Genomic DNA, 18,266 nt, shown 5'->3' on the forward strand with positions numbered 1-18,266 from the left:
CATGTCTCATAACGATCACCCCGTGGTCGATAACCCGACCACCCCGCCCGCTACTGACACGGGTAACAAGCCCCTCGAGCGCCTCGTATCGCTCGGTGGTGGCCACGGACTCTTCGCCACCCTGCGCGCGGGGCGCACCATCGCGGATCACGTGACCGCCGTCGTCACCGTCGCGGACGACGGCGGCTCCTCGGGTCGCATGCGCCGGGAACTGGACTGCCTCCCGCCGGGAGATCTGCGCATGGCGCTGGCAGCATTGACCCAGGACAGCGACAAGGGACGCTTCTGGGAAGAAGTCATACAGCACCGCTTCGGCGGAAATGGGGCTCTCAACGGTCACGCCATCGGTAACTTCCTCATCACCGGCATTTCCCAGGTGCTGGGCGACGACATCGCCGCCCTGGATACGCTCGCGAAGATGCTGGGTGTGAAGGGCCGGGTTCTGCCAATGAGCACCGTGCCTCTGGATCTGGAGGCGGATGTGTTGGGGCTGGCGAAGGACCCCCGAGAGAGCGTGCAGGTTCGCGGCCAGGTTGCCGTGGCCACCACCATCGGGGAGGTGCGTCGGGTGCGTGTTCACCCGGCCAACCCGCCGGCTGCTGCGCCGGCCGTCGCAGCGATCAAGGACGCCGACCTCATCACTCTTGGTCCCGGGTCCTGGTTCTCCTCGGTGATTCCGCACCTGCTGGTTCCGGGGATCGTTGAAGCTCTCAACGAGTCGCAGGCCCCGACCGTGGTGGTGTTGAACCTCGTGGCAGAAGCCGGGGAGACCTCCGGTTTCTCCCAGGAGCATCACGTCCACATGCTGCACCAACACGCCCGCGACCTGAACGTGGACTACATGCTGATCGACCAGTCCACCATGCCGGGCGGGACGATGGGCACCCACATCGAACGCGCGGCGGCGTCGATGGGGGCGGAGCTGATCTGCGCTGACGTCCGGGAGGACGACAACCGGGGGCGCTGGACTGACCGGCACAAACCCAAGAAGCTGGCCGCCGCCCTGGCGGACATCGCCGCGAAGCACCGCGCCCGGTAGAACCCACGGGGCCCACATGGCACCCGGGTTGAAGAGAATGTGAAGAGGAAAGAGGTAATCAAGCCGTGGCTCTCACCGCCGATGTGAAGGACGAGATCGCCCGCGTCAGCGTCGTTCGCGCTGAGGACATGAACGCCGAGGTGGCAGCACTGCTGCGCTATAGCGGCGCGCTGCATCTGGTCGCCGGACAGATCGTGGTGGAGTCCGAGGTGGACAGCTCCGCGACGGCGCGGCGCCTGATGGAATTTGTGGAGCAGCTCTACCACCACGAGGCGCAGCTGCAGATCATCGGCGCAGGCAACCTGCGCAAGAGCGCGCGCTACATCGTGAAGTGGATCAAGGGCGGCACGGAGATTGCCCGCCGCACCGGGCTGATCGACCGCGCAGGAAGGCCCGTGCAGGGGCTGCCACGGACGATCATCGGCGGCCCAAAGTCCGCCTGCGTGGCAGCGTGGCGGGGCGCATTCCTCGCGCGCGGCACCCTCACGGAGCCTGGTCGCAGCTGCGCGCTCGAGGTCGCGACCCCGAGCAATGAGGCGGCGCTCGCCCTCGTGGGCGCGGGGCGCCGAATCGGTGTGACCGCGAAGACCCGCGAGACCCGCGGGGTGCACCGCGTTGTGGTCAAGGACGCCGAATCGATCAGCGCGCTGCTGACCCTGATGGGGGCGCAGGCCACGCGCCTGGTTTGGGAGGAGCGCCGCATGCGGCGGGAGGTTCGTGCCACGGCGAACCGTCTGGCCAACTTCGACGATGCGAACCTGCGCCGTTCCGCCCGTGCGGCGGTGGCCGCTGCCGCCAGGGCGGACCGGGCTCTGGAGATCCTGGGTGAGGATGTTCCCACCCACCTCGCCGAAGCCGGTCAGCTACGCGTCAAGCACCGGCAGGCCTCCCTGGAGGAACTCGGCCAGCTGGCGACACCGCCGATGACGAAGGACGCGGTGGCCGGCCGCATCCGCCGCCTGCTCTCGATGGCGGATAAGCGAGCCGAGGAGCTGAATATCCCGGACACCCACGCGGCGGTGACAGAGGATCTCTTCCAGGACGTCGAATAATCCCTAAGATCGGGAACTGGAAGCCTCCAACACCCAACACCACGAGCAATAGATACTCCGCCGGCGGCTGATGACATCCGCCGGCACCCGGCCCCACGGGGACCGAGGAAGCGAAAGGACAGGGGCAATAAGCATGCCAGCTAGCAACCAGAAGAAAATCAACATCGGAATCAACGGCTTCGGTCGCGTGGGGCGCAGCTTCTTCCGCGCGGTGCGCGAGATGCACCCGCACCTCAACATCGTCGCGATCAACGACCTGACCGACAACGCCACCCTGGCGAACCTGTTGAAGTACGACTCCGTCATGGGCCGCCTCGGCGAGCCGGTGCTGCACTCCGAACACTCTCTTCGCATCGGCGAGGAGACCATCCGCACTTTCGCGGAGCCGGATCCGGCATCCATCCCTTGGTCCGAGGCCGGCGTGGACATCGTCGTGGAGTGCACCGGCCAGTTCACGAAGAACGAAAAGGCCCACGGCCACCTCGAGACCGGCGTGAAGAAGGTGCTGCTCTCCGCACCGGGCAAGGAGGTCGACGCCACCCTCGTCATGGGTGTCAACCACGAGGACTACGACCCGGAGAAGCACACCGTCGTCTCCAACGCCTCCTGCACCACCAACTGCCTCGCACCGCTGGCCAAGGTCATGAACGACGCCTTCGGTATCGAGCGTGGCCTGATGACCACCGTCCACGCCTACACCGGTGATCAGCGCATCCACGACGCCCCGCACAAGGACCTGCGCCGTGCCCGCGCCGCCGCGCAAAACATCGTCCCGACCTCCACCGGTGCTGCCCGTGCCGTCGGCCTGGTGCTGCCGGAGCTGGAAGGCAAGCTGGATGGCTACGCCGTGCGCGTGCCAGTCATCAACGGCTCCCTGGTTGACCTCACCTTTGAGGCCAGCAAGCCGGTGACCGTCGAGTCCGTCAACAACGCCCTGCGCAACGCCGCGGAGGGGCCGCTGTCGGGCATCGCCCTGTACTCCAACGGGGAGCCCTACGTCTCCACCGACATCATCGGTGACCCGCACTCCACGATTTTCGATTCGGAGCTGACGAAGGTTATCGGCTCTCAGGTCAAGGTTGTCTCCTGGTACGACAACGAGTGGGGATACTCCTGCCGACTCGCGGACCTGGCTGACTATATCGGCGCCCGCCTCTAGGTAGAATCGCAGCGGTTACTTATCGCGCACGCCCGGTGGCTTCCGGCCGCTGAGCGTGGGTGCGAGCAGAAAACTTTCCCTCAAGCTTCTTTCAAAGGATGTCGAGTTTCATGGCAGTAAAGACCCTCAAGGACCTTCTGGCCCAAAGCGTGGAAGGCCGCCACGTGCTGGTTCGTTCGGACCTGAACGTTCCGCTGGCTGACGGGGAGATCACCGACCCGGGCCGTATCGACGCGTCCATCCCGACGCTGCGTGCCCTGTTGGACGAGGGGGCTCGCGTCATCGTCGCCGCCCACCTGGGCCGCCCCAAGGGCGAGGTCGACCCGGAACTGTCCCTGGCACCGGTTGCTGAGGCTCTCGCTGAGCGCCTCGACCAGTGGGTTCCGCTGGCTGGCGACGTGACGGGGGAGGACGCCCACGAGCGCGCCAATGGCCTGGACGACGGCGACATCCTGCTGCTGGAGAACGTCCGCTTCGACCCCCGCGAGACCTCTAAGGACGCCGCCGAGCGCGCGGAGTTCGCCGCGGAGCTGGCCGAGCTCACCGCCGATAACGGTGCCTTCGTCTCCGACGGCTTCGGTGTGGTCCACCGCGAGCAGGCCAGTGTCTACGACGTGGCCAAGAAGCTGCCGAGCTACGCCGGTGGCCTGGTCTCCGCGGAACTCGAGGTTCTTGAGAAGGTCTCGGGCGCCCCGGAGGCCCCGTACGCGGTCGTGCTGGGAGGCTCCAAGGTCTCCGACAAGCTGGGCGTGATCGAGGCGCTGGCACCGAAGGTCGACCGTCTCATCATCGGCGGTGGCATGTGCTTTACCTTCCTGGCTGCCCAGGGCCACGACGTCGGTGGCTCCCTGCTCCAGGAAGACATGATCGACACCTGCAAGGACCTGCTGGAGCGCTTCGGCGACGTCATCGTCCTGCCGACGGACGTCGTCGCTGCAGAAAACTTCGCCAAGGACGCCGAGCACAAGGCCGTCGGTCTTTCCGAGATCCCGTCCGGCTGGATGGGCCTGGATATCGGCCCAGAGTCCGCGGCCGCGTTCGCTGAGGTGCTTGGCGAGGCGAAGACTGTCTTCTGGAATGGCCCGATGGGTGTCTTCGAGTTCCCGGCGTTTGCCGCTGGAACCAAGGCGGTCGCCGAGGCCATCATCAAGGCCACCGACGCCGGCGCCTTCTCCGTGGTCGGTGGCGGCGACTCCGCTGCCGCTGTGCGGACCCTGGGACTGGACGAGGAGGGCTTCAGCCACATCTCCACCGGTGGCGGCGCCTCCCTGGAGTTCCTGGAGGGCAAGACCCTGCCGGGCGTCGAGGTACTGGGTTAGTCCGAGCTACCCGGCCACAACCCGCCGATTTCCCGCACCCGGGCCCGGGGCGGGGGAAGTCACAGAAAGGATTCTTGAGTGGCAGCTCACAGCGCCGTCAAGCGCAAGCCCCTGATCGCGGGCAATTGGAAGATGAACCTCAACCACCTCGAGGCGATCCAGGTGGTGCAGAAGTTTTCCTTCGCTCTGCCGAAGGAGTACTACGAGCGAGTGGACGTCGCGGTTCTGCCGCCGTTCACCGACATCCGCTCCGTGCAGACGATCGTCGAGGGTGACAAGCTGCAGATCAGCTATGGCGCCCAGGATGTCTCTGCCCACGACTCCGGCGCGTACACCGGTGAGGTCTCCGGTGCGATGCTCGCGAAGCTGGGTTGCAGCTTCGCGGTCGTCGGTCACTCTGAGCGCCGTCAGTACCACGGTGAGGACGATGCGACGGTCGCCGCGAAGGCGCGTGCCGCGCTCAAGCACGGTCTGACCCCGATCGTCTGCGTCGGCGAGCCGCTGGAGGTTCGTGAGGCGGACGATCACGTGGGCTACGTTGTCGACCAGCTCAAGGCATCGCTTTCCGGCCTTGGTGGGGAGGAGCTCTCCAAGATCGTGCTCGCCTACGAGCCCGTCTGGGCCATCGGCACCGGCAAGGTCGCCTCCGCCGCGGATGCGCAGGAGGTCTGCGCCGCGGTCCGCGAGGCGCTCGCTGAGCTGGGAGGAGAGGACGTCGCCGCTGGCATCCGGGTCCTCTACGGTGGCTCCGTGAAGCGGGAGTCCATCGGCGAGCTGATGGAGCAGCCAGACATCGACGGCGGGCTGGTCGGCGGCGCAAGCCTCGACGGTGCAGAGTTCGCCCGCCTCGTCGCGGCGTCCGTCAGCTAGTCGGCACGCAACATTCCCGCCGATCGGGCGGCGCGCCGAATTGCCCGCCGCCCGCCTGGATGGGTAGATTTATTCTGTTAGTTAGATTCTTCAGCGAGAAGTTTTTAAAGGTTTAAGGCTTTGATCCTCACTCTCCAGATTCTCCTTGTCATCACCAGCCTGCTGCTGGGGCTGTCCGTGCTGCTGCACAAGGGCAAGGGTGGCGGCCTGTCCAGCCTCTTCGGCGGCGGTATGCAGACCAATCTCTCCGGCTCCACGGTCGCAGAGAAGAACCTGGACCGGCTCACCGTCGGCACCGGCGTCGTGTGGTTGCTGTGCATCATCGCGCTGAACCTGGTTCTGCACTACGGCTAAGCAGTTCTCGCGACACCGAAAACTAGCGTCGCTGCGTTGGGCTAGCGACGCTCAATAGTTTTAAGCCCCGCTCGTCAGTCTTGCGAGCGGGGCTTCGTGCTACCTATACCTAGTTCTCGGCGTTCTCGGCGTCCTCTGTGGCCGCGACCGTAGCAGAGTCGCTGGCGCCCTCGGCCAGCCATGGGGAGGCGTCCTCATCGACCCACAGCACGGTGCGCTCCATGCCCGCCACGATCGCGCCCGGCCACTGGGCCCCATTGCCCCCGTTGGCCACCTGCTGGGCAGCCTCGGCCTTCTCAGCCCCGGAGACCAGCAGCCACACCTGGGCTGCCCGGTTCACCGCGTTGATCGTGAGGCTGACCCGCTCCGGCGGGGGCTTGGGGCAGTCACGCACCGCCACCACCTCACCAGTGGCCTCCAGCAGCTCAGGGGTGTGGGGGAACAGGGAGTTGATGTGCCCTTCGGGTCCCATGCCCAGCAGGTGGACGTCGAAGCCTTGCGGCGCCAGGCGGGCCAGCTTCTCCTCGTAGTCACGGGCTGCCTCATCCAGCTCCGCACCATCATTCGGAGCCGACCCGGTGGGGGCAAGGTAGCGCACGATGTTCTCCGCCGGGATCGCGATATGGTCCAGCAGCGCGTCGCGCGCCTGCTTCTCGTTGCGCTCCGCGTCATCCGCTGGCACGAAACGCTCGTCGCCAAAGAAGACCAGCACCCGGGACCAGTCGATGGCATCGATGGGGAAGTCCTCCGCGGCCGTGGTGGCGGCGTGATCCAGCACCGCGAGCTCGCGGAGCGTCTGGATCCCAGCACCCCCGCCCGTCAGAACGACGCGTGCGACCCCATCGCCGTGGACGCCGGAGTATTCGCGCTGGATCTTCGTGACCGCGCGCACGAGCTCCCGGGCCGCGGCAGCAGCCAGGCCTCGTTGGTCAGCATTCTGGATGACGGTGACGCCACCGTCGCTCACGGTGCCGTCGATGGTGCTGCGTTCTGCACGGTTATCTGCGGTCATGCTTTCTCCTTGTGTTCAGCCACAACTGGGTAGGGAAGAAGTGCTTAACGCTGGGACTCGAGGCTCTCCAGGTCCTCGACGATGCGGGTGACCGTCTCGCCGCTGCGGCGAGGGCGATTAACCCGAACCAGTCCACGGAGGGCCCGCCCGAAAGCGTAGTCGGAATCCAGGTGGCGCAGCTCCTCGGCGAGGCAGTCGCCCAGATCGCGGGGAGCCAGGGCCACCAGGGAACGTCGCGTCCCGACGGTGACCTCGGCGGTGTGGGCGTCCTGAACAGCGACGGTGATGTCCGCACCCGCGCGGTTGAGAACCGTTCTCTGGACCGGGACGGTCTCGTGTCCAGCGGCGTCGACGGGAGGGACCGGGGCGTCGGAAGTGATCCGCTTTACCGGAACCCCCAGCTGGTCGGCGAGCCAACCCGCCGCCAGGTCCACGGCGGCGTCGTCGGCGGGCCCGGTAACCTCAGCGGACTCCACCGGCTCGAAGGGCGGCTGATCCAGCGTGGAGGCCAGCAGGGCCCGCCACAGGGTGATGCGGCTCCACCCGAGGTCGGAATCCCCGCGGGAGTAGGTGGTGCGGCGCCGGTAAATGCTGCGGGTGGTGGTCTCCGCGTTGACGTCCGTGATGCGGCGATCCGCTAGCACCCCAAGTGGGTCGGCTGCGGGGTTGCGGGGCGCATCTCCCGGCCACCAGACGACGATCGGGGTGTCCGGCAGCAGCAGTGGGCGCACGATGGAATCCTCGTGCTCGGTCAGGCCGCCATGCAGGCTTAGCACGATGATTTCGGAGGCACCGGCCTTACCGCCTAGGTGGATCTGCGCGTCCAAGCGCGGCTCGTCGCTGGGACCATCGGCTTCCTGCAGGATGATCACGCGGGCGGGGTGCTCGCGGGCGGCGTCGGTGACCGGCACCAGGATTGACTCCAGCGGGGTTGCTGCGGTCGAGCTGACGACCACGGTGAGCACGCGGCCAGACGCGACCTCGCCGCGCTCCTCGCGGGCTTTGTTGAGCCGCTGGGTCACCTCACGGGTGCTGGTGTTCGGAAGCGTGATGATCATGCCGGAACTCTTCCTTCTCTCGCTTGAATGGTGGGGAAGCGGGCTTATGGGCGGCGCCACTGGCGGCCGCTGCGGGACATGAGCTCGTCTGCTCCCGGTGGACCCCACGTGCCGGCTGGATAGTCCTCCGGGGCGCCGTGGCTCTCCCAGGACTTCAGGATGGGGTCCAGGATGCGCCAGGAGAGCTCGACCTCTTCGTTGGTGGGGAAGAGGCTCGCTTCGTCGAGGAAGGCGTCCAAGATCAGCCTCTCGTAGGCCTCAGGCGATTCCTCCGTGAAGGACTCGGAGTAGGAGAAGTCCATGTTCACATCGCGGACCTCCATTCCGGAGCCAGGCACCTTGGAGCCGAAGCGCATGAGCACGCCCTCCTCGGGCTGAACGCGGATCACCAGCATATTGCTGCCCTGGGCGGTGGTCTGGCCGTCCACGAACGGCAGGTGCGGGGCCTTCTTGAACACCAGCGCGATCTCCGTCACCCGGCGGCCCAGGCGCTTGCCGGTGCGCAGGTAGAAGGGCACCCCCGCCCAGCGACGGGAGGAGATCTCGAAGGTGGCCGCCGCAAAGGTCTCGGTGGTGGACTCCGGGTCGAAGCCCTCCTCCTCCCGCAGGCCGCACACCGGAACGCTGCCCTGCCAGCCCGCGGTGTACTGGCCCCGTGCGGTAGTTTTCGCGAAGGGGCCGACGGGTCGGGTGGCGCGCAGCACCTTAATCTTTTCGCTCTGCAGCTCTGCGGGGTTGAAGGCCACGGGTTCCTCCATGGCGATGAGGGCGAGCAGCTGCAGCAGGTGGTTTTGCAGGACGTCTCGGGCGGCACCGATGCCGTCGTAGTAGCCTGCGCGCCCGCCAAGCCCGATGTCCTCGGCCATCGTGATTTGCACGTGGTCGATGTAGTGGGAGTTAAACAGCGGGTCGAAAAGCTGGTTGGCGAAGCGCAGCGCCAGGATGTTCTGGACCGTTTCCTTACCCAAGTAGTGGTCGATGCGGAAAACATCGGACTCCGGGAAGACCTCGTTGACGACGTCGTTGAGCTCCTTCGCGGAGGCCTCGTCGTGGCCGAAGGGCTTCTCGATGACCACCCGGCGCCACCCGTTTTCGCTGCGGGCCATTCCGGAGCGCTGCAGCTGGTGGATCACGCTGGAAAAGTGCTGTGGGGGAACGGAGAGGTAGAAGGCCCAGTTCCCGGACGTTCCGCGCTGCTCGTCGAGCCGGGCGGTGACGGCGGCGAGCTTGTCGAAAGCGGCGTCGTCGGAGAAGTCGCCCTGGACGAACTCGATGCCTTCGGCGAGCCGGTCCCAGACCGCATCGCGCCACGGGGTGCGGGCTCCCGCCTTCACGCTCTCCAGAACCTGGGCCTCGAACTCCGCCTTGCTCCACGCGCGTCGCCCGTAGCCCACCAGGGAGAAGCCCGGGGGCAGCAGGCCGCGGTTGGCGAGGTCGTAAATCGCGGGCAGCAGCTTCTTGCGTGCCAGGTCGCCGGTGACCCCGAAGATCACCAAGCCGCCGGGGCCGGCGATGCGCGGGAGGCGCTTATCCTGCGGATTGCGCAGCGGGTTGTTGAGGTTCTCCTGTGAAGCGCCCACGTCGAAGCGATCCCCTTTCCGATTGGCGGTACTTATGGCGGAAAACTACTTGACCTTCGCGAGCTGCTCGCGCAGGGTCTCGAGAAGCTCATTCCAGGCTTGCTCGAACTTCTGCACGCCCTCAGTCTCCAGGCGCTGCCAGACTTCCGGCAGGTCGATTCCGGCGCTCGTGAGCGCGGAAAAGACCTCGAGGGACTCGCTGGCACGCCCGCTCAGCTGGTCGCCGGTGGTCTCGCCGTGGTCAATCGTCGCGTCGAGGGTGGCCTCCGGCATCGTGTTGACGGTGTTGGGGCCCGCGAGCTCGGTGACGTAGAGGGTGTCTGGGTACTCCGGGTTCTTCACGGAGGTGGACGCCCACAGCGGGCGCTGGGTGTTCGCCCCACGGCCCACGAACTCCTGCCAGCGGGGGTTATTGGCGAGGTTGTCGAGGTAGGAGGCGTAGGCCAGGCGGGCGTTGGCGAGTGCCGCCTTGCCCTGCAGCGCTGCGGCCTCCGCACCCTTCTCAGCCAGCTGCGGATCGATGTCGCTGTCCACGCGGGAGACGAAGAAGGAGGCAACAGAGTGGATCTTGCTGATGTCCTGGCCCGCCTTCTCGGCGGCGGCGATGCCCTCGATGAAGGCCTCCATGACCTGCTCGTAACGCTCCACGCTGAAGATGAGGGTCACGTTGACCCTGATGCCTGCGGCCAGCACCTCGCTGATCGCGGGCAGGCACTCGGTGGTCGCGGGGATCTTGATCATCAGGTTTGCGCGATTAACCTGAGCCGCCAGCTCCTTGGCCTGGGCGACCGTCCCGGCGGCATCGTGGGCGAGGCGAGGGTCGACCTCGAGGGAGACCCAGCCGTCGACCCCACCTGTCTGCGCGTGGACACCAGCCAGAACGTCGCAGGCATCCCGCACGTCCTTAACAGCCATGGCGAAAACTGCCTCGTCGGCGTCGACGCCGGCAGCAGCGAGCTCGCGCAGCTGCTCGTCGTAGGCATCCCCCTGGGACATGGCAGCCGCGAAGATGGCTGGGTTGGTCGTCACTCCCGCGATGCCCTTGGCATCGATGAGGGAGGCGAGCTCACCGCTGGTCAGGCGTGGCCGGGACAGGTCGTCGAGCCACACGGAGGTGCCAGCGGAAGCGAGTTTCTGGATATTGCTTGGAGTGTTCATCGCTCACCAGCCTACTGCTGGCAGGTGATGGTTTCGACTTTGCTCCCCCGGGCAGAAAACCCGCCAAAAAACGCCGGGGGAGCGCGCCGTAACGAGCTGGCTAGACGAGCTCGCGGGCGGCGTCGGCGACAGCCTCTGCCGTGATGCCGTACTCCTGGTAGAGGCGCTGGTAATCCGCCGAGGCACCGAAGTGCTCGATGGAGATATTGCGCCCACCGAAGCCGGTGAACTCGTGCCACGGCATCGCGATGCCCGCCTCGACGGAGACGCGGGCGGTCACGGACGGTGGCAGCACCTCGTCGCGGTAGGCCTGGTCCTGGGCCTTGAACCACTCGACGACCGGCATGGACACCACACGGGTGCCGATGCCCTCGGCCTCGAGCGCCTCGGCCGCAGCCACGGCCAGCTGCACCTCGGAGCCGGTACCAATGAGGATGACCTGCGGGGTGTCGGTGGAGGACTCGCGGAGGATGTAGCCACCGCGGCGCACACCCTCGCGGGCCTTCTCCTTGGTGCCCTCCAGGACCGGGACGTTCTGGCGGGTAAGGATCATGGCCTTCGGCGCGACCGGAGCCTCGAGCGCCTCGGCCCACGCGGCGGAGGTCTCGTTCGCATCAGCCGGGCGAATCACCGCAAGGTTCGGGATCGCGCGCAGCGCAGCCAGGTGCTCAATCGGCTGGTGGGTCGGCCCGTCCTCGCCCAAGCCGATGGAGTCGTGCGTCCACACGAAGTAGCTATCGGTGCTCATCAGCGCGGCCAGGCGGACAGAGGCGCGCATGTAGTCGGAGAACTGCAGGAAGGTCGCACCGTACGGGTGGGTCGGGCCGTGCAGGGCGATGCCGTTGATGATCGCGCCCATCGCGTGCTCCCGGATGCCGAAGTGCAGGTTCCGGCCGGTTGGGGAGGCGGTGAAGGTAGAGGTGGAGATGCTGGTCGGACCGAAGGAGTCCTCACCATTGATGAGGGTGTTGTTGGAACCGGCCAGGTCGGCGGAGCCGCCCCACAGCTCCGGCATCTTCTTCGCCAGGGCCTGGAGCGCGGCACCGGAGGCCTTGCGGGTTGCGACGGACTCGCCGGCCTCGTAGCTCGGCAGGTCAGCGTCGAAGCCCTCCGGCAGCTCGCCGGCGAAGAGGCGGTCGAAGAGCGCCTTATTCTCGGGGTTGGCCTCAGCCCAGGCGTCGAAGCTCTTGCGCCACTCGGCCTCCGCCGCCTCACCACGGGCGATGAGCTGGCGGGTGTGCTCGATGATCTCCTCTTCAACCGGGAAGGGCTCGTCCGGGAAGCCCAGGTTCTCCTTGACCCCGGAGAGCTCCTCGGCACCCAGGGCCGCGCCGTGCGAAGCGCCGGTGTTCACTGCGGTCGGCGCGCCGTAGGCGATGACGCTGCGCATGCGGATGAAGGTCGGCTTGTTCTTCTCCTGCTTCGCGCGCTCCACGGCGTCCAGGATGCCTTCGACGTCCTCGCCGGTGACCTCCAGGACCTGCCAGCCGTAGGCCTCGTAGCGGGCGGCGACGTCCTCGGTAAAGGCGATGGTGGTGTCGTCCTCGATGGAGATGCCGTTATCGTCCCAGAAGACGATGAGGTTACCCAGCTCCTGGGTACCTGCCAGGGAGCCTGCCTCGGCGGTGATGCCCTCCTGGACGTCGCCGTCGGAGGCGATGACGTAGACGAAGTGGTCGAAGGGGGAGTCGCCGTCGCCGGCGTTCGGGTCGAAGAGTGCCTTCTCGCGCCGAGCTGCCATCGCCATGCCCACAGCGGAAGCCAGGCCCTGGCCGAGCGGACCGGTGGTGATCTCCACGCCGTCGGTGTGGCCGACCTCCGGGTGGCCCGGGGTCAGGGAGCCCCACTGGCGCAGCTGCTTGATGTCCTCAAGCTCCAGGCCGAAACCGCCCAGGTACAGCTGGATGTACTGGGTGAGCGAAGAGTGGCCACAGGAGAGGATGAAACGGTCGCGGCCAAGCCAGGTGGGGTTCTTCGGGTTGTGGCGCAGTACGCGCTGGTAGAGCGTGTAGGCCAGGGGGGCGAGGCTCATCGCGGTGCCCGGGTGCCCCGAACCGCACTTCTCCACCGCATCGGCGGCGAGCACGCGGGCAAGGTCGACTGCCCGGGTGTCCTTCTCAGACCAATCCGCAGGGAAGTTGCGGACCATCAATGCTTGGAGCTCGGCAGGGAGATTCGGATTATAAGACACGAACTTGGGCCTTCCTCGGGGTGTGAAGTACTCGGGTGTTGGGCTCTCTCTGCCACGAACGGGCGAGCGAGGCCTAGCTATGCATAATTCAATCTACCGGCCACCGAGAAAAACTGCGTTCTCGGGGCAGCGGGAACTTTTCAAGCCGCCTTTTCGACTACTCAAGAGGGCTTGATCAAATGTCCCCAATCCGGCCCCCAATCTGGCGACTCGCGGTATCGGCGCAGTTTCGCCCACAGAATGCGCTCGGGTAGCGTATAGGCGGATAAGACGTGGAGAAGTGGAGGCAGAAGGCTTCGTGAATGGAATCTTGGATGCGGTCAAGGCTTATCTAGCGTTGACCAAGCCCCGGGTCATCGAGTTGCTCCTCGTCGCGACGATCCCGGCGATGCTCCAGGCCAATCGCGGTGAGATTGAGCTCGGCCTGATCATCCTCACCCTCATCGGTGGCTGGATGGGCGCGGCCTCCGCCAATACATTCAACATGGTCGTCGACTACGACATTGACCAGTTGATGCGCCGCACGCGCCGCCGCCCGCTGGCCAAGGACACGGTTCCGGTCGAACACGCGAAGATCTTTGCCTGGGTGCTGATGATCGCCAGCGTGCTGTGGCTGACCTTCCTCGTGCACTCTCCGCTGTCTGCCGCGTTCATCCTGCTGACCATCTGGTTCTACGTCTACGTCTACTCCAAGTGGTTGAAGCGCCGCACCTGGCAGAACGTCATCTGGGGTGGGGCCGCCGGCTGCATGCCCGTCATGGTCGGCTGGGCAGCTGTGACGGATAACAACGGCGGCGCTTTCAACGCCGGCTGGAGCTCCTGGATTCAGGCGATCATCCTGTTCATGGTGATCTTCTTCTGGACTCCGCCCCACACCTGGGCGCTGGGCATGCGCTACCGAGAGGACTACAAGGCCGCGGGCGTACCCATGATGCCGGTGGTCAAGCCGCCGCTGGAGGTCACCCGCCAGATCCTCTGGTACACCTGGGCGACGGTCATCACCTCGCTGCTTCTGGTCCCCGCCGCGGGTTGGATCTACGCCGTCGCGGCTCTGGCCTCCGGCGCCTGGTTCATCTTCCGCGCCCACGGCCTGCACCGCGGGGTCAAGGAGGGCACGCCGGTCAAGCCGATGAAGCTGTTCTTCCTCTCGAATAACTACCTTTCCCTGCTCTTCGTTGCCCTTTCGGTCGACGCTGTTGTTGGCTGGGACACCGTCTGGCAGATGCTCGGCAACTAAACTGGAGAGCTAACCCGGGGCATCGCCCCGTTCCTCAGGCCGCATCCGGGAGGGTGCGGCCGTTATTTATGGTTGCCGGAAGGAATCTGATGAGCATCATTAACATCCTCATGGTTGCCGTCTACGTAGCCTCTGGAGCTCTGCTGCTCTGGACCGGAGTTAAAGCCGGCGCAGAGACCCTGCCCCGCAACGAGTTGATCGGCATCAGGACCTCCAAGACGCTCGCCAGCGATAAGGCTTGGCGGACGGGGCACAAGGCGGCTGCGGGCTATCTCAAGGTCAGTAGCATGCCGATGATCTTCGGTGGGATCTTCTTCATCTTCGCCAGCGAGGAGCAGATCGCGTGGGCCAGCCTGCCGGCCGTCGGAGTCATGCTCGTGCTGGTGATCCTCGCGGCCAGCAAAGCGAAAGCCGCCATTAGCGGGTAGCTATCGCTCCCGTCGTGGAAAAGCCGGGGTGGAACCGTTGGAATCAATGGTCGACCCGGGCTTGTGCGGGTCACGGGCCGTGCACATGTGTTGCGACCCCTGTCCGGCTTTATGGGCGGGGGACGCGTTTGCCCGGCGCTTGAGCGTCTCGCATGCACCGGGACGGAAACCCGTTTAGTCTCCCTGCTCTTCGTTGCGCTCTCCGTCGACACCGTTATTGGCTGAGACACCATCTAGCAGATGCGCAGCAACTAAACTGGAGAGCTAACCCGGGGATCTGCCCCGTTTCCGCAGGCCGCATCCTCCCAGATGCGGCCGTTATTTTTTTGCTAGCGAAGAGGAGTACCGATGCCACTCTTTTCCATCATCATGGTGACTTCTTACCTGGCCGGAGGCGCAATATTGCTGAGGGTTGGGGTGAAGGGCGGATCAGAAACTCTGCCCCTCAATGACTGGATCGGAGTCAGGACCCACAAGACGCTTTCCAGCGATGAGGCCTGGCCGACGGGGCATAAGGCGGCTGCGGGCTATCTCAAAGCCAGCAGCCTGCCGATGATCCTCGGTGGAATCTTCTTTACCTTTGCCAGTGACGAGCAGATTGGCTTCGCAACTCTGCCAACTGCGGGGATCACGTTTGTGCTGGTTATGCTCGCGGTGCGCAAGGCGCATACAGCCATCAGCGAATAGGTCTCGCTCCCCGTCGTGGTGAAAGCCCGGGCCGAGCCGTTGGAAAACAACGATCCACCCGGGCTGGTGCACGTCACGGGCCGCGTCGATATGTTGCGGCTCCTGGAAGTTTTTTTGGGGGGCGTTTGCCCGGCGCTTGAGTGTGTCCTATGAGCCGGGTGGGGAAACCCGTTTAGTCTCCCTGGACGGCGTGGCTCACCGTTTCGCTCTGTTCCTCGTGGGTCTTCTGGTAGCGCAGCGCCCACAGGTAGCCGGTGGCCAGGGTGACCAGACCGGAACCGATGACGTGGACCGGGACAGTCCAGCGGGGCACGCCCAGCCAGAACTGGATGATGCCCACCACGCCCTGGAAGAGAATGCCGGCGCACATCCAGGCGGCAGCCTTCCGCACGCGCGGTGCGGCCACCACGGCGATGAGGGCTGCGATCAGGCCGATCGTCAGGCCCAGGTAGAGGTACATCGCGTGGGCATGGATATGGGCGATGGATTCGAGGCTCACCTGCAGGCGGTGCTCCGGCTTGATTGCCTCGTCACCGGCGTGCGGGCCCGCACTCGTGACGAGCACACCCGTGATCAGAGTGAAGGCCAGCGCCACGGCGCTCATCGTGGTGAGCACGCGCAGGGCGGCCGGCATCTGAGGCTTGATAGGGGCGTCGTCGTCCTCGGTGACCTTGACGAGCAGGACCGCAGCCAGGAAGACGAGCAGCATGGAGGGCAGGAAGTGGGCGGCGACGATCCACCACGCCAGATCCAGGCGCACGCTGATGCCACCGATGACGGCCTGGGCGATGATGCCCAGACCCTGGATGAAGGACAGGTGGAGGATCGAGGAGCGTCGCCCTGCGCGCAGCAGCGCGATGAAGGCGGCAAGTGCGGCGACGGCCAGCACGAAGGTCAGCATCCGGTTGCCGAACTCAATGATTTGGTGAATCCAGGGCGCCGACCCTGGGACCGGCACGAAGGAACCCGGGTGGCACTGTGGCCAGGTCTCACAGCCGAGGCCGGAGCCGGTCACGCGGACGAGGGATCCGGTGAAGGTGATGCCCGTCTGGCAGATCAGCAGGATGAGGGTCAGCACCCACTGGGTCTTGAGGCGCGGGACCTTCACGGCCTTGGTGCCATCGGCGTCCACCTCGCGCGGCAGGCCGACCTTGCGGTCCGCGCGGTAAATCGCTGCGTAGAGTTTCAGCATTGCCCGGCTCAACGGGTTGTTCGTTTGGGCTGCTTGTTGGCTAATCGGATCCATCACAGCACTCAAGATTAGTCGCGGTGAGGGAGCAAAGCTAAAGGGCGCGCGCTAGGCGAGGCCCACCACAGCAGGCTGTGAACAAGCACACACAAAACTTTGCGTTGAGGCCAGTTCCGGCGGTGAGAAGCTGTCTTGATCTAATCGCCCTTGATGGTGAAGGAGAAGAGCTTCTGGGCGGCGGCCGCACCCACGATCGCCCAGACCGCGAGAACGACGATGGCGAACCAGTCGACCCCGCCGGCGAAGGATTCTTCCAGCCCGGCGGCCAGCGCCACGGATGGAATCAGCTGCAACAGGGTTTGTGCCTGGGGTCCCAGGTCGGAGGCGACGGTGGAGTAACCAACCGCGCCCAGCAGCACAAACCAAATGGTGTTCGCGAGTGCCAGCACCATCTCGGAGCTCAAGGTACCCCCGAGCAACAGGCCCAGCGAGGTGAAGCAGCCCACACCCAGGATGAGGAAAATCACGGCGATCACCAGCCCGAGTCCCGGTGGTGACCACCCCAGCAGCAGGGCGACAACCGTGAGGATCAGCACCTGGACGGCAACCACGATCAACACCGCGGCGATCTTGCCGGCGATGAGGGCAGAGGTGGGAACCCCAGCCGCGCCGATTCGCTTGAGCGCCCCGTAGCGCCGGTCGAAGGCCACGGCGATGGCCTGGCCTGTGAAACCGGCACCCATGATCGCCACCGCGAGCACCATCGGGAACGCGCTAGCCACGGGGTCGTCCAACGGGACGACCGGTACCAGGGCCAGCCCCAGCAGCAGGCCAACCGGGATGATCAAGGAAAGCAGCTGCTGCTCGCCGTGGCGCAGGAAGAGCAGGGACTCGATCTTGGTCTGTGCCAGCAACATCCGCAGAAAGCTGGCCTGTTTCGGGGCGGGTTCAAAGGTGCCGACGGGGAAGCGGCCGCCGGTTGCTGGCGCATCCTCCATCACGGCCCCCGTCTCGGTAGCCGGGTCTGCGGAAACACCGGAGCCCTGACCCGCTGGCGTCCCTGCGGGCTGGCCACCTTGGGCGCCTAGGTTGTTCGCGGAAGTCATGAACGCATCTCCCATCCGGTCAGCGAGAGGAAAACTTCCTCCAGGGTCTGTTCAGTGCTATCGAGCTTCGTGATCATCGTCGCGCAGTCGCGGGTGGCGAGCGCGAGCATCAGGACACCGTCGGGAGTGGCGGGGATGCCCTCCACGGCGAACTGGCGTGGCTTGATCTCCCGGACCCGTACCGATGGCGCTGACACGGCGCCGCTGGCCTCATCCAGCAGCGCCCCCTGTGCTGCCTTCGCAGCGCCGGCCTTGGCCTCGAGGAGTGCACGGTGGAAGTGATCCCGGTCGAGGTCAGCGTCGACGCTGACCTGGAAGGTGTGCCCGCTTCCGCCCCCTGAGCGCTCGGAGGTGAGTTCCTTCGGCGTACCGGCGGCGACAACCTTGCCCTTGTCGATGATGACGACCCGGTCGGAGAGCGCCTCCGCTTCGTCGAGCAGGTGGGTGGTGAGGACGACGCCCACGCCGTCGCGGCGCATGGAGCGCACGATGTCCCACACTGCGTGCCGGGACTGTGCGTCCAGCCCTGCGGTGGGCTCGTCGAGGAAGACCAGCTCCGGGCGGTTCACCAGCGCACAGGCGAGCGCAAGACGTTGCTGCTGCCCGCCGGAGAGACGCCGATAGGTGGTGGAGCGGTGTTTCGTAAGCCCCACCATGTCCAGCAGCCACTCGGTATCGAGCGGGTCCTCGCTATAGCTGGCAACCAACTTGAGCATCTCGCCGACCCGGATGCCCGGGTAAGCACCGCCGCCCTGCAGCATCACACCGATGCGGGAGCGCACGGCGTCGGATTCCTTGGCGGGGTCCAGGCCGAAGAGCCGGATCTC

General features: G+C 65.8%; 17 protein-coding genes. 9 read left to right on the forward strand and 8 right to left on the reverse strand.

Features of this window, described 5'->3' with window-relative positions; translation table 11 throughout:
- Nucleotide 1: 1 nt before the first annotated feature.
- The 6 genes from yvcK (at nt 2) to secG (ending at nt 5,793) form a co-directional block, all read left to right on the forward strand.
- Nucleotides 2–1,039: a uridine diphosphate-N-acetylglucosamine-binding protein YvcK gene (gene yvcK, locus Q1V78_RS05460; RefSeq protein ID WP_300612463.1), complete on the forward strand. Its 1,038-nt coding sequence runs from the start codon at nt 2–4 to the stop codon at nt 1,037–1,039.
- A gap of 65 nt (nt 1,040–1,104) precedes the next feature.
- Entirely contained in the window at nt 1,105–2,091 is a 987-nt protein-coding gene (gene whiA, locus Q1V78_RS05465; protein ID WP_300612465.1) for a DNA-binding protein WhiA, read from the forward strand.
- Between the two features lie 133 nt (nt 2,092–2,224).
- Nucleotides 2,225–3,250: a type I glyceraldehyde-3-phosphate dehydrogenase gene (gene gap / locus Q1V78_RS05470; RefSeq protein WP_300612467.1), complete on the forward strand. Its 1,026-nt coding sequence runs from the start codon at nt 2,225–2,227 to the stop codon at nt 3,248–3,250.
- Between the two features lie 110 nt (nt 3,251–3,360).
- Complete coding sequence (pgk, locus tag Q1V78_RS05475; protein ID WP_300612469.1) at nt 3,361–4,569, forward strand: phosphoglycerate kinase; 1,209 nt, start codon at nt 3,361–3,363, stop codon at nt 4,567–4,569.
- Between the two features lie 78 nt (nt 4,570–4,647).
- The gene (gene tpiA, locus Q1V78_RS05480) at nt 4,648–5,439 is read left to right on the forward strand and encodes a triose-phosphate isomerase (RefSeq protein ID WP_300612471.1); all 792 of its coding nucleotides are present in this window, start codon (nt 4,648–4,650) and stop codon (nt 5,437–5,439) included.
- Nucleotides 5,440–5,559: 120 nt separating this feature from the next.
- Entirely contained in the window at nt 5,560–5,793 is a 234-nt protein-coding gene (gene secG / locus Q1V78_RS05485) for a preprotein translocase subunit SecG (protein ID WP_070758920.1), read from the forward strand.
- A 109-nt stretch (nt 5,794–5,902) separates the two neighbouring features.
- Here secG and pgl read toward each other — a convergent pair whose 3' ends face one another.
- The 5 genes from pgl to tkt all read right to left on the reverse strand — a co-directional run bounded on the left by pgl (nt 5,903) and on the right by tkt (nt 12,750).
- Nucleotides 5,903–6,805, reverse strand: coding sequence for a 6-phosphogluconolactonase (gene pgl / locus Q1V78_RS05490; RefSeq protein ID WP_300612474.1), 903 nt, complete (start codon nt 6,803–6,805; stop codon nt 5,903–5,905).
- Nucleotides 6,806–6,849: 44 nt separating this feature from the next.
- Nucleotides 6,850–7,863 carry a glucose-6-phosphate dehydrogenase assembly protein OpcA gene (locus Q1V78_RS05495; RefSeq protein ID WP_300612476.1) on the reverse strand — a complete coding sequence of 338 codons (1,014 nt, stop codon included), beginning with the start codon at nt 7,861–7,863 and terminating at the stop codon, nt 6,850–6,852.
- 44 nt (nt 7,864–7,907) lie between these two features.
- The gene (gene zwf / locus Q1V78_RS05500; RefSeq protein WP_300612478.1) at nt 7,908–9,443 is read right to left on the reverse strand and encodes a glucose-6-phosphate dehydrogenase; all 1,536 of its coding nucleotides are present in this window, start codon (nt 9,441–9,443) and stop codon (nt 7,908–7,910) included.
- Between the two features lie 45 nt (nt 9,444–9,488).
- On the reverse strand, nt 9,489–10,601 hold the full coding sequence (tal, locus tag Q1V78_RS05505; RefSeq protein WP_300612480.1) for a transaldolase: 1,113 nt from the start codon (nt 10,599–10,601) through the stop codon (nt 9,489–9,491).
- A 100-nt stretch (nt 10,602–10,701) separates the two neighbouring features.
- Entirely contained in the window at nt 10,702–12,750 is a 2,049-nt protein-coding gene (gene tkt, locus Q1V78_RS05510) for a transketolase (protein ID WP_300612498.1), read from the reverse strand.
- Nucleotides 12,751–13,102: 352 nt separating this feature from the next.
- Here tkt and Q1V78_RS05515 point away from each other — a divergent pair, with 352 nt between their 5' ends.
- From Q1V78_RS05515 to Q1V78_RS05525, 3 genes are all read left to right on the forward strand, one after another.
- On the forward strand, nt 13,103–14,029 hold the full coding sequence (locus tag Q1V78_RS05515; RefSeq protein ID WP_300612500.1) for a heme o synthase: 927 nt from the start codon (nt 13,103–13,105) through the stop codon (nt 14,027–14,029).
- An 89-nt stretch (nt 14,030–14,118) separates the two neighbouring features.
- A complete protein-coding gene (locus Q1V78_RS05520) occupies nt 14,119–14,457 on the forward strand; it encodes an SdpI family protein (protein ID WP_300612482.1) in 339 nt (112 codons plus the stop codon).
- 348 nt (nt 14,458–14,805) lie between these two features.
- On the forward strand, nt 14,806–15,144 hold the full coding sequence (locus tag Q1V78_RS05525) for an SdpI family protein (protein ID WP_300612484.1): 339 nt from the start codon (nt 14,806–14,808) through the stop codon (nt 15,142–15,144).
- 172 nt (nt 15,145–15,316) lie between these two features.
- Here Q1V78_RS05525 and Q1V78_RS05530 read toward each other — a convergent pair whose 3' ends face one another.
- From Q1V78_RS05530 to Q1V78_RS05540, 3 genes are all read right to left on the reverse strand, one after another.
- Nucleotides 15,317–16,390, reverse strand: a complete 1,074-nt coding sequence (locus Q1V78_RS05530) for a COX15/CtaA family protein (protein WP_300612502.1) — start codon at nt 16,388–16,390, stop codon at nt 15,317–15,319.
- Between the two features lie 140 nt (nt 16,391–16,530).
- Complete coding sequence (locus Q1V78_RS05535; protein ID WP_300612486.1) at nt 16,531–17,439, reverse strand: ABC transporter permease; 909 nt, start codon at nt 17,437–17,439, stop codon at nt 16,531–16,533.
- Nucleotides 17,436–18,266 (reverse strand): ABC transporter ATP-binding protein (locus Q1V78_RS05540; RefSeq protein WP_300612488.1); only part of this gene is annotated, 831 nt, incomplete at its 5' end. The genes Q1V78_RS05540 and Q1V78_RS05535, both read right to left, overlap by 4 nt.

Origin of the sequence: Corynebacterium sp. (assembly GCF_030152825.1) — a bacterium.
Taxonomy (GTDB): domain Bacteria; phylum Actinomycetota; class Actinomycetes; order Mycobacteriales; family Mycobacteriaceae; genus Corynebacterium.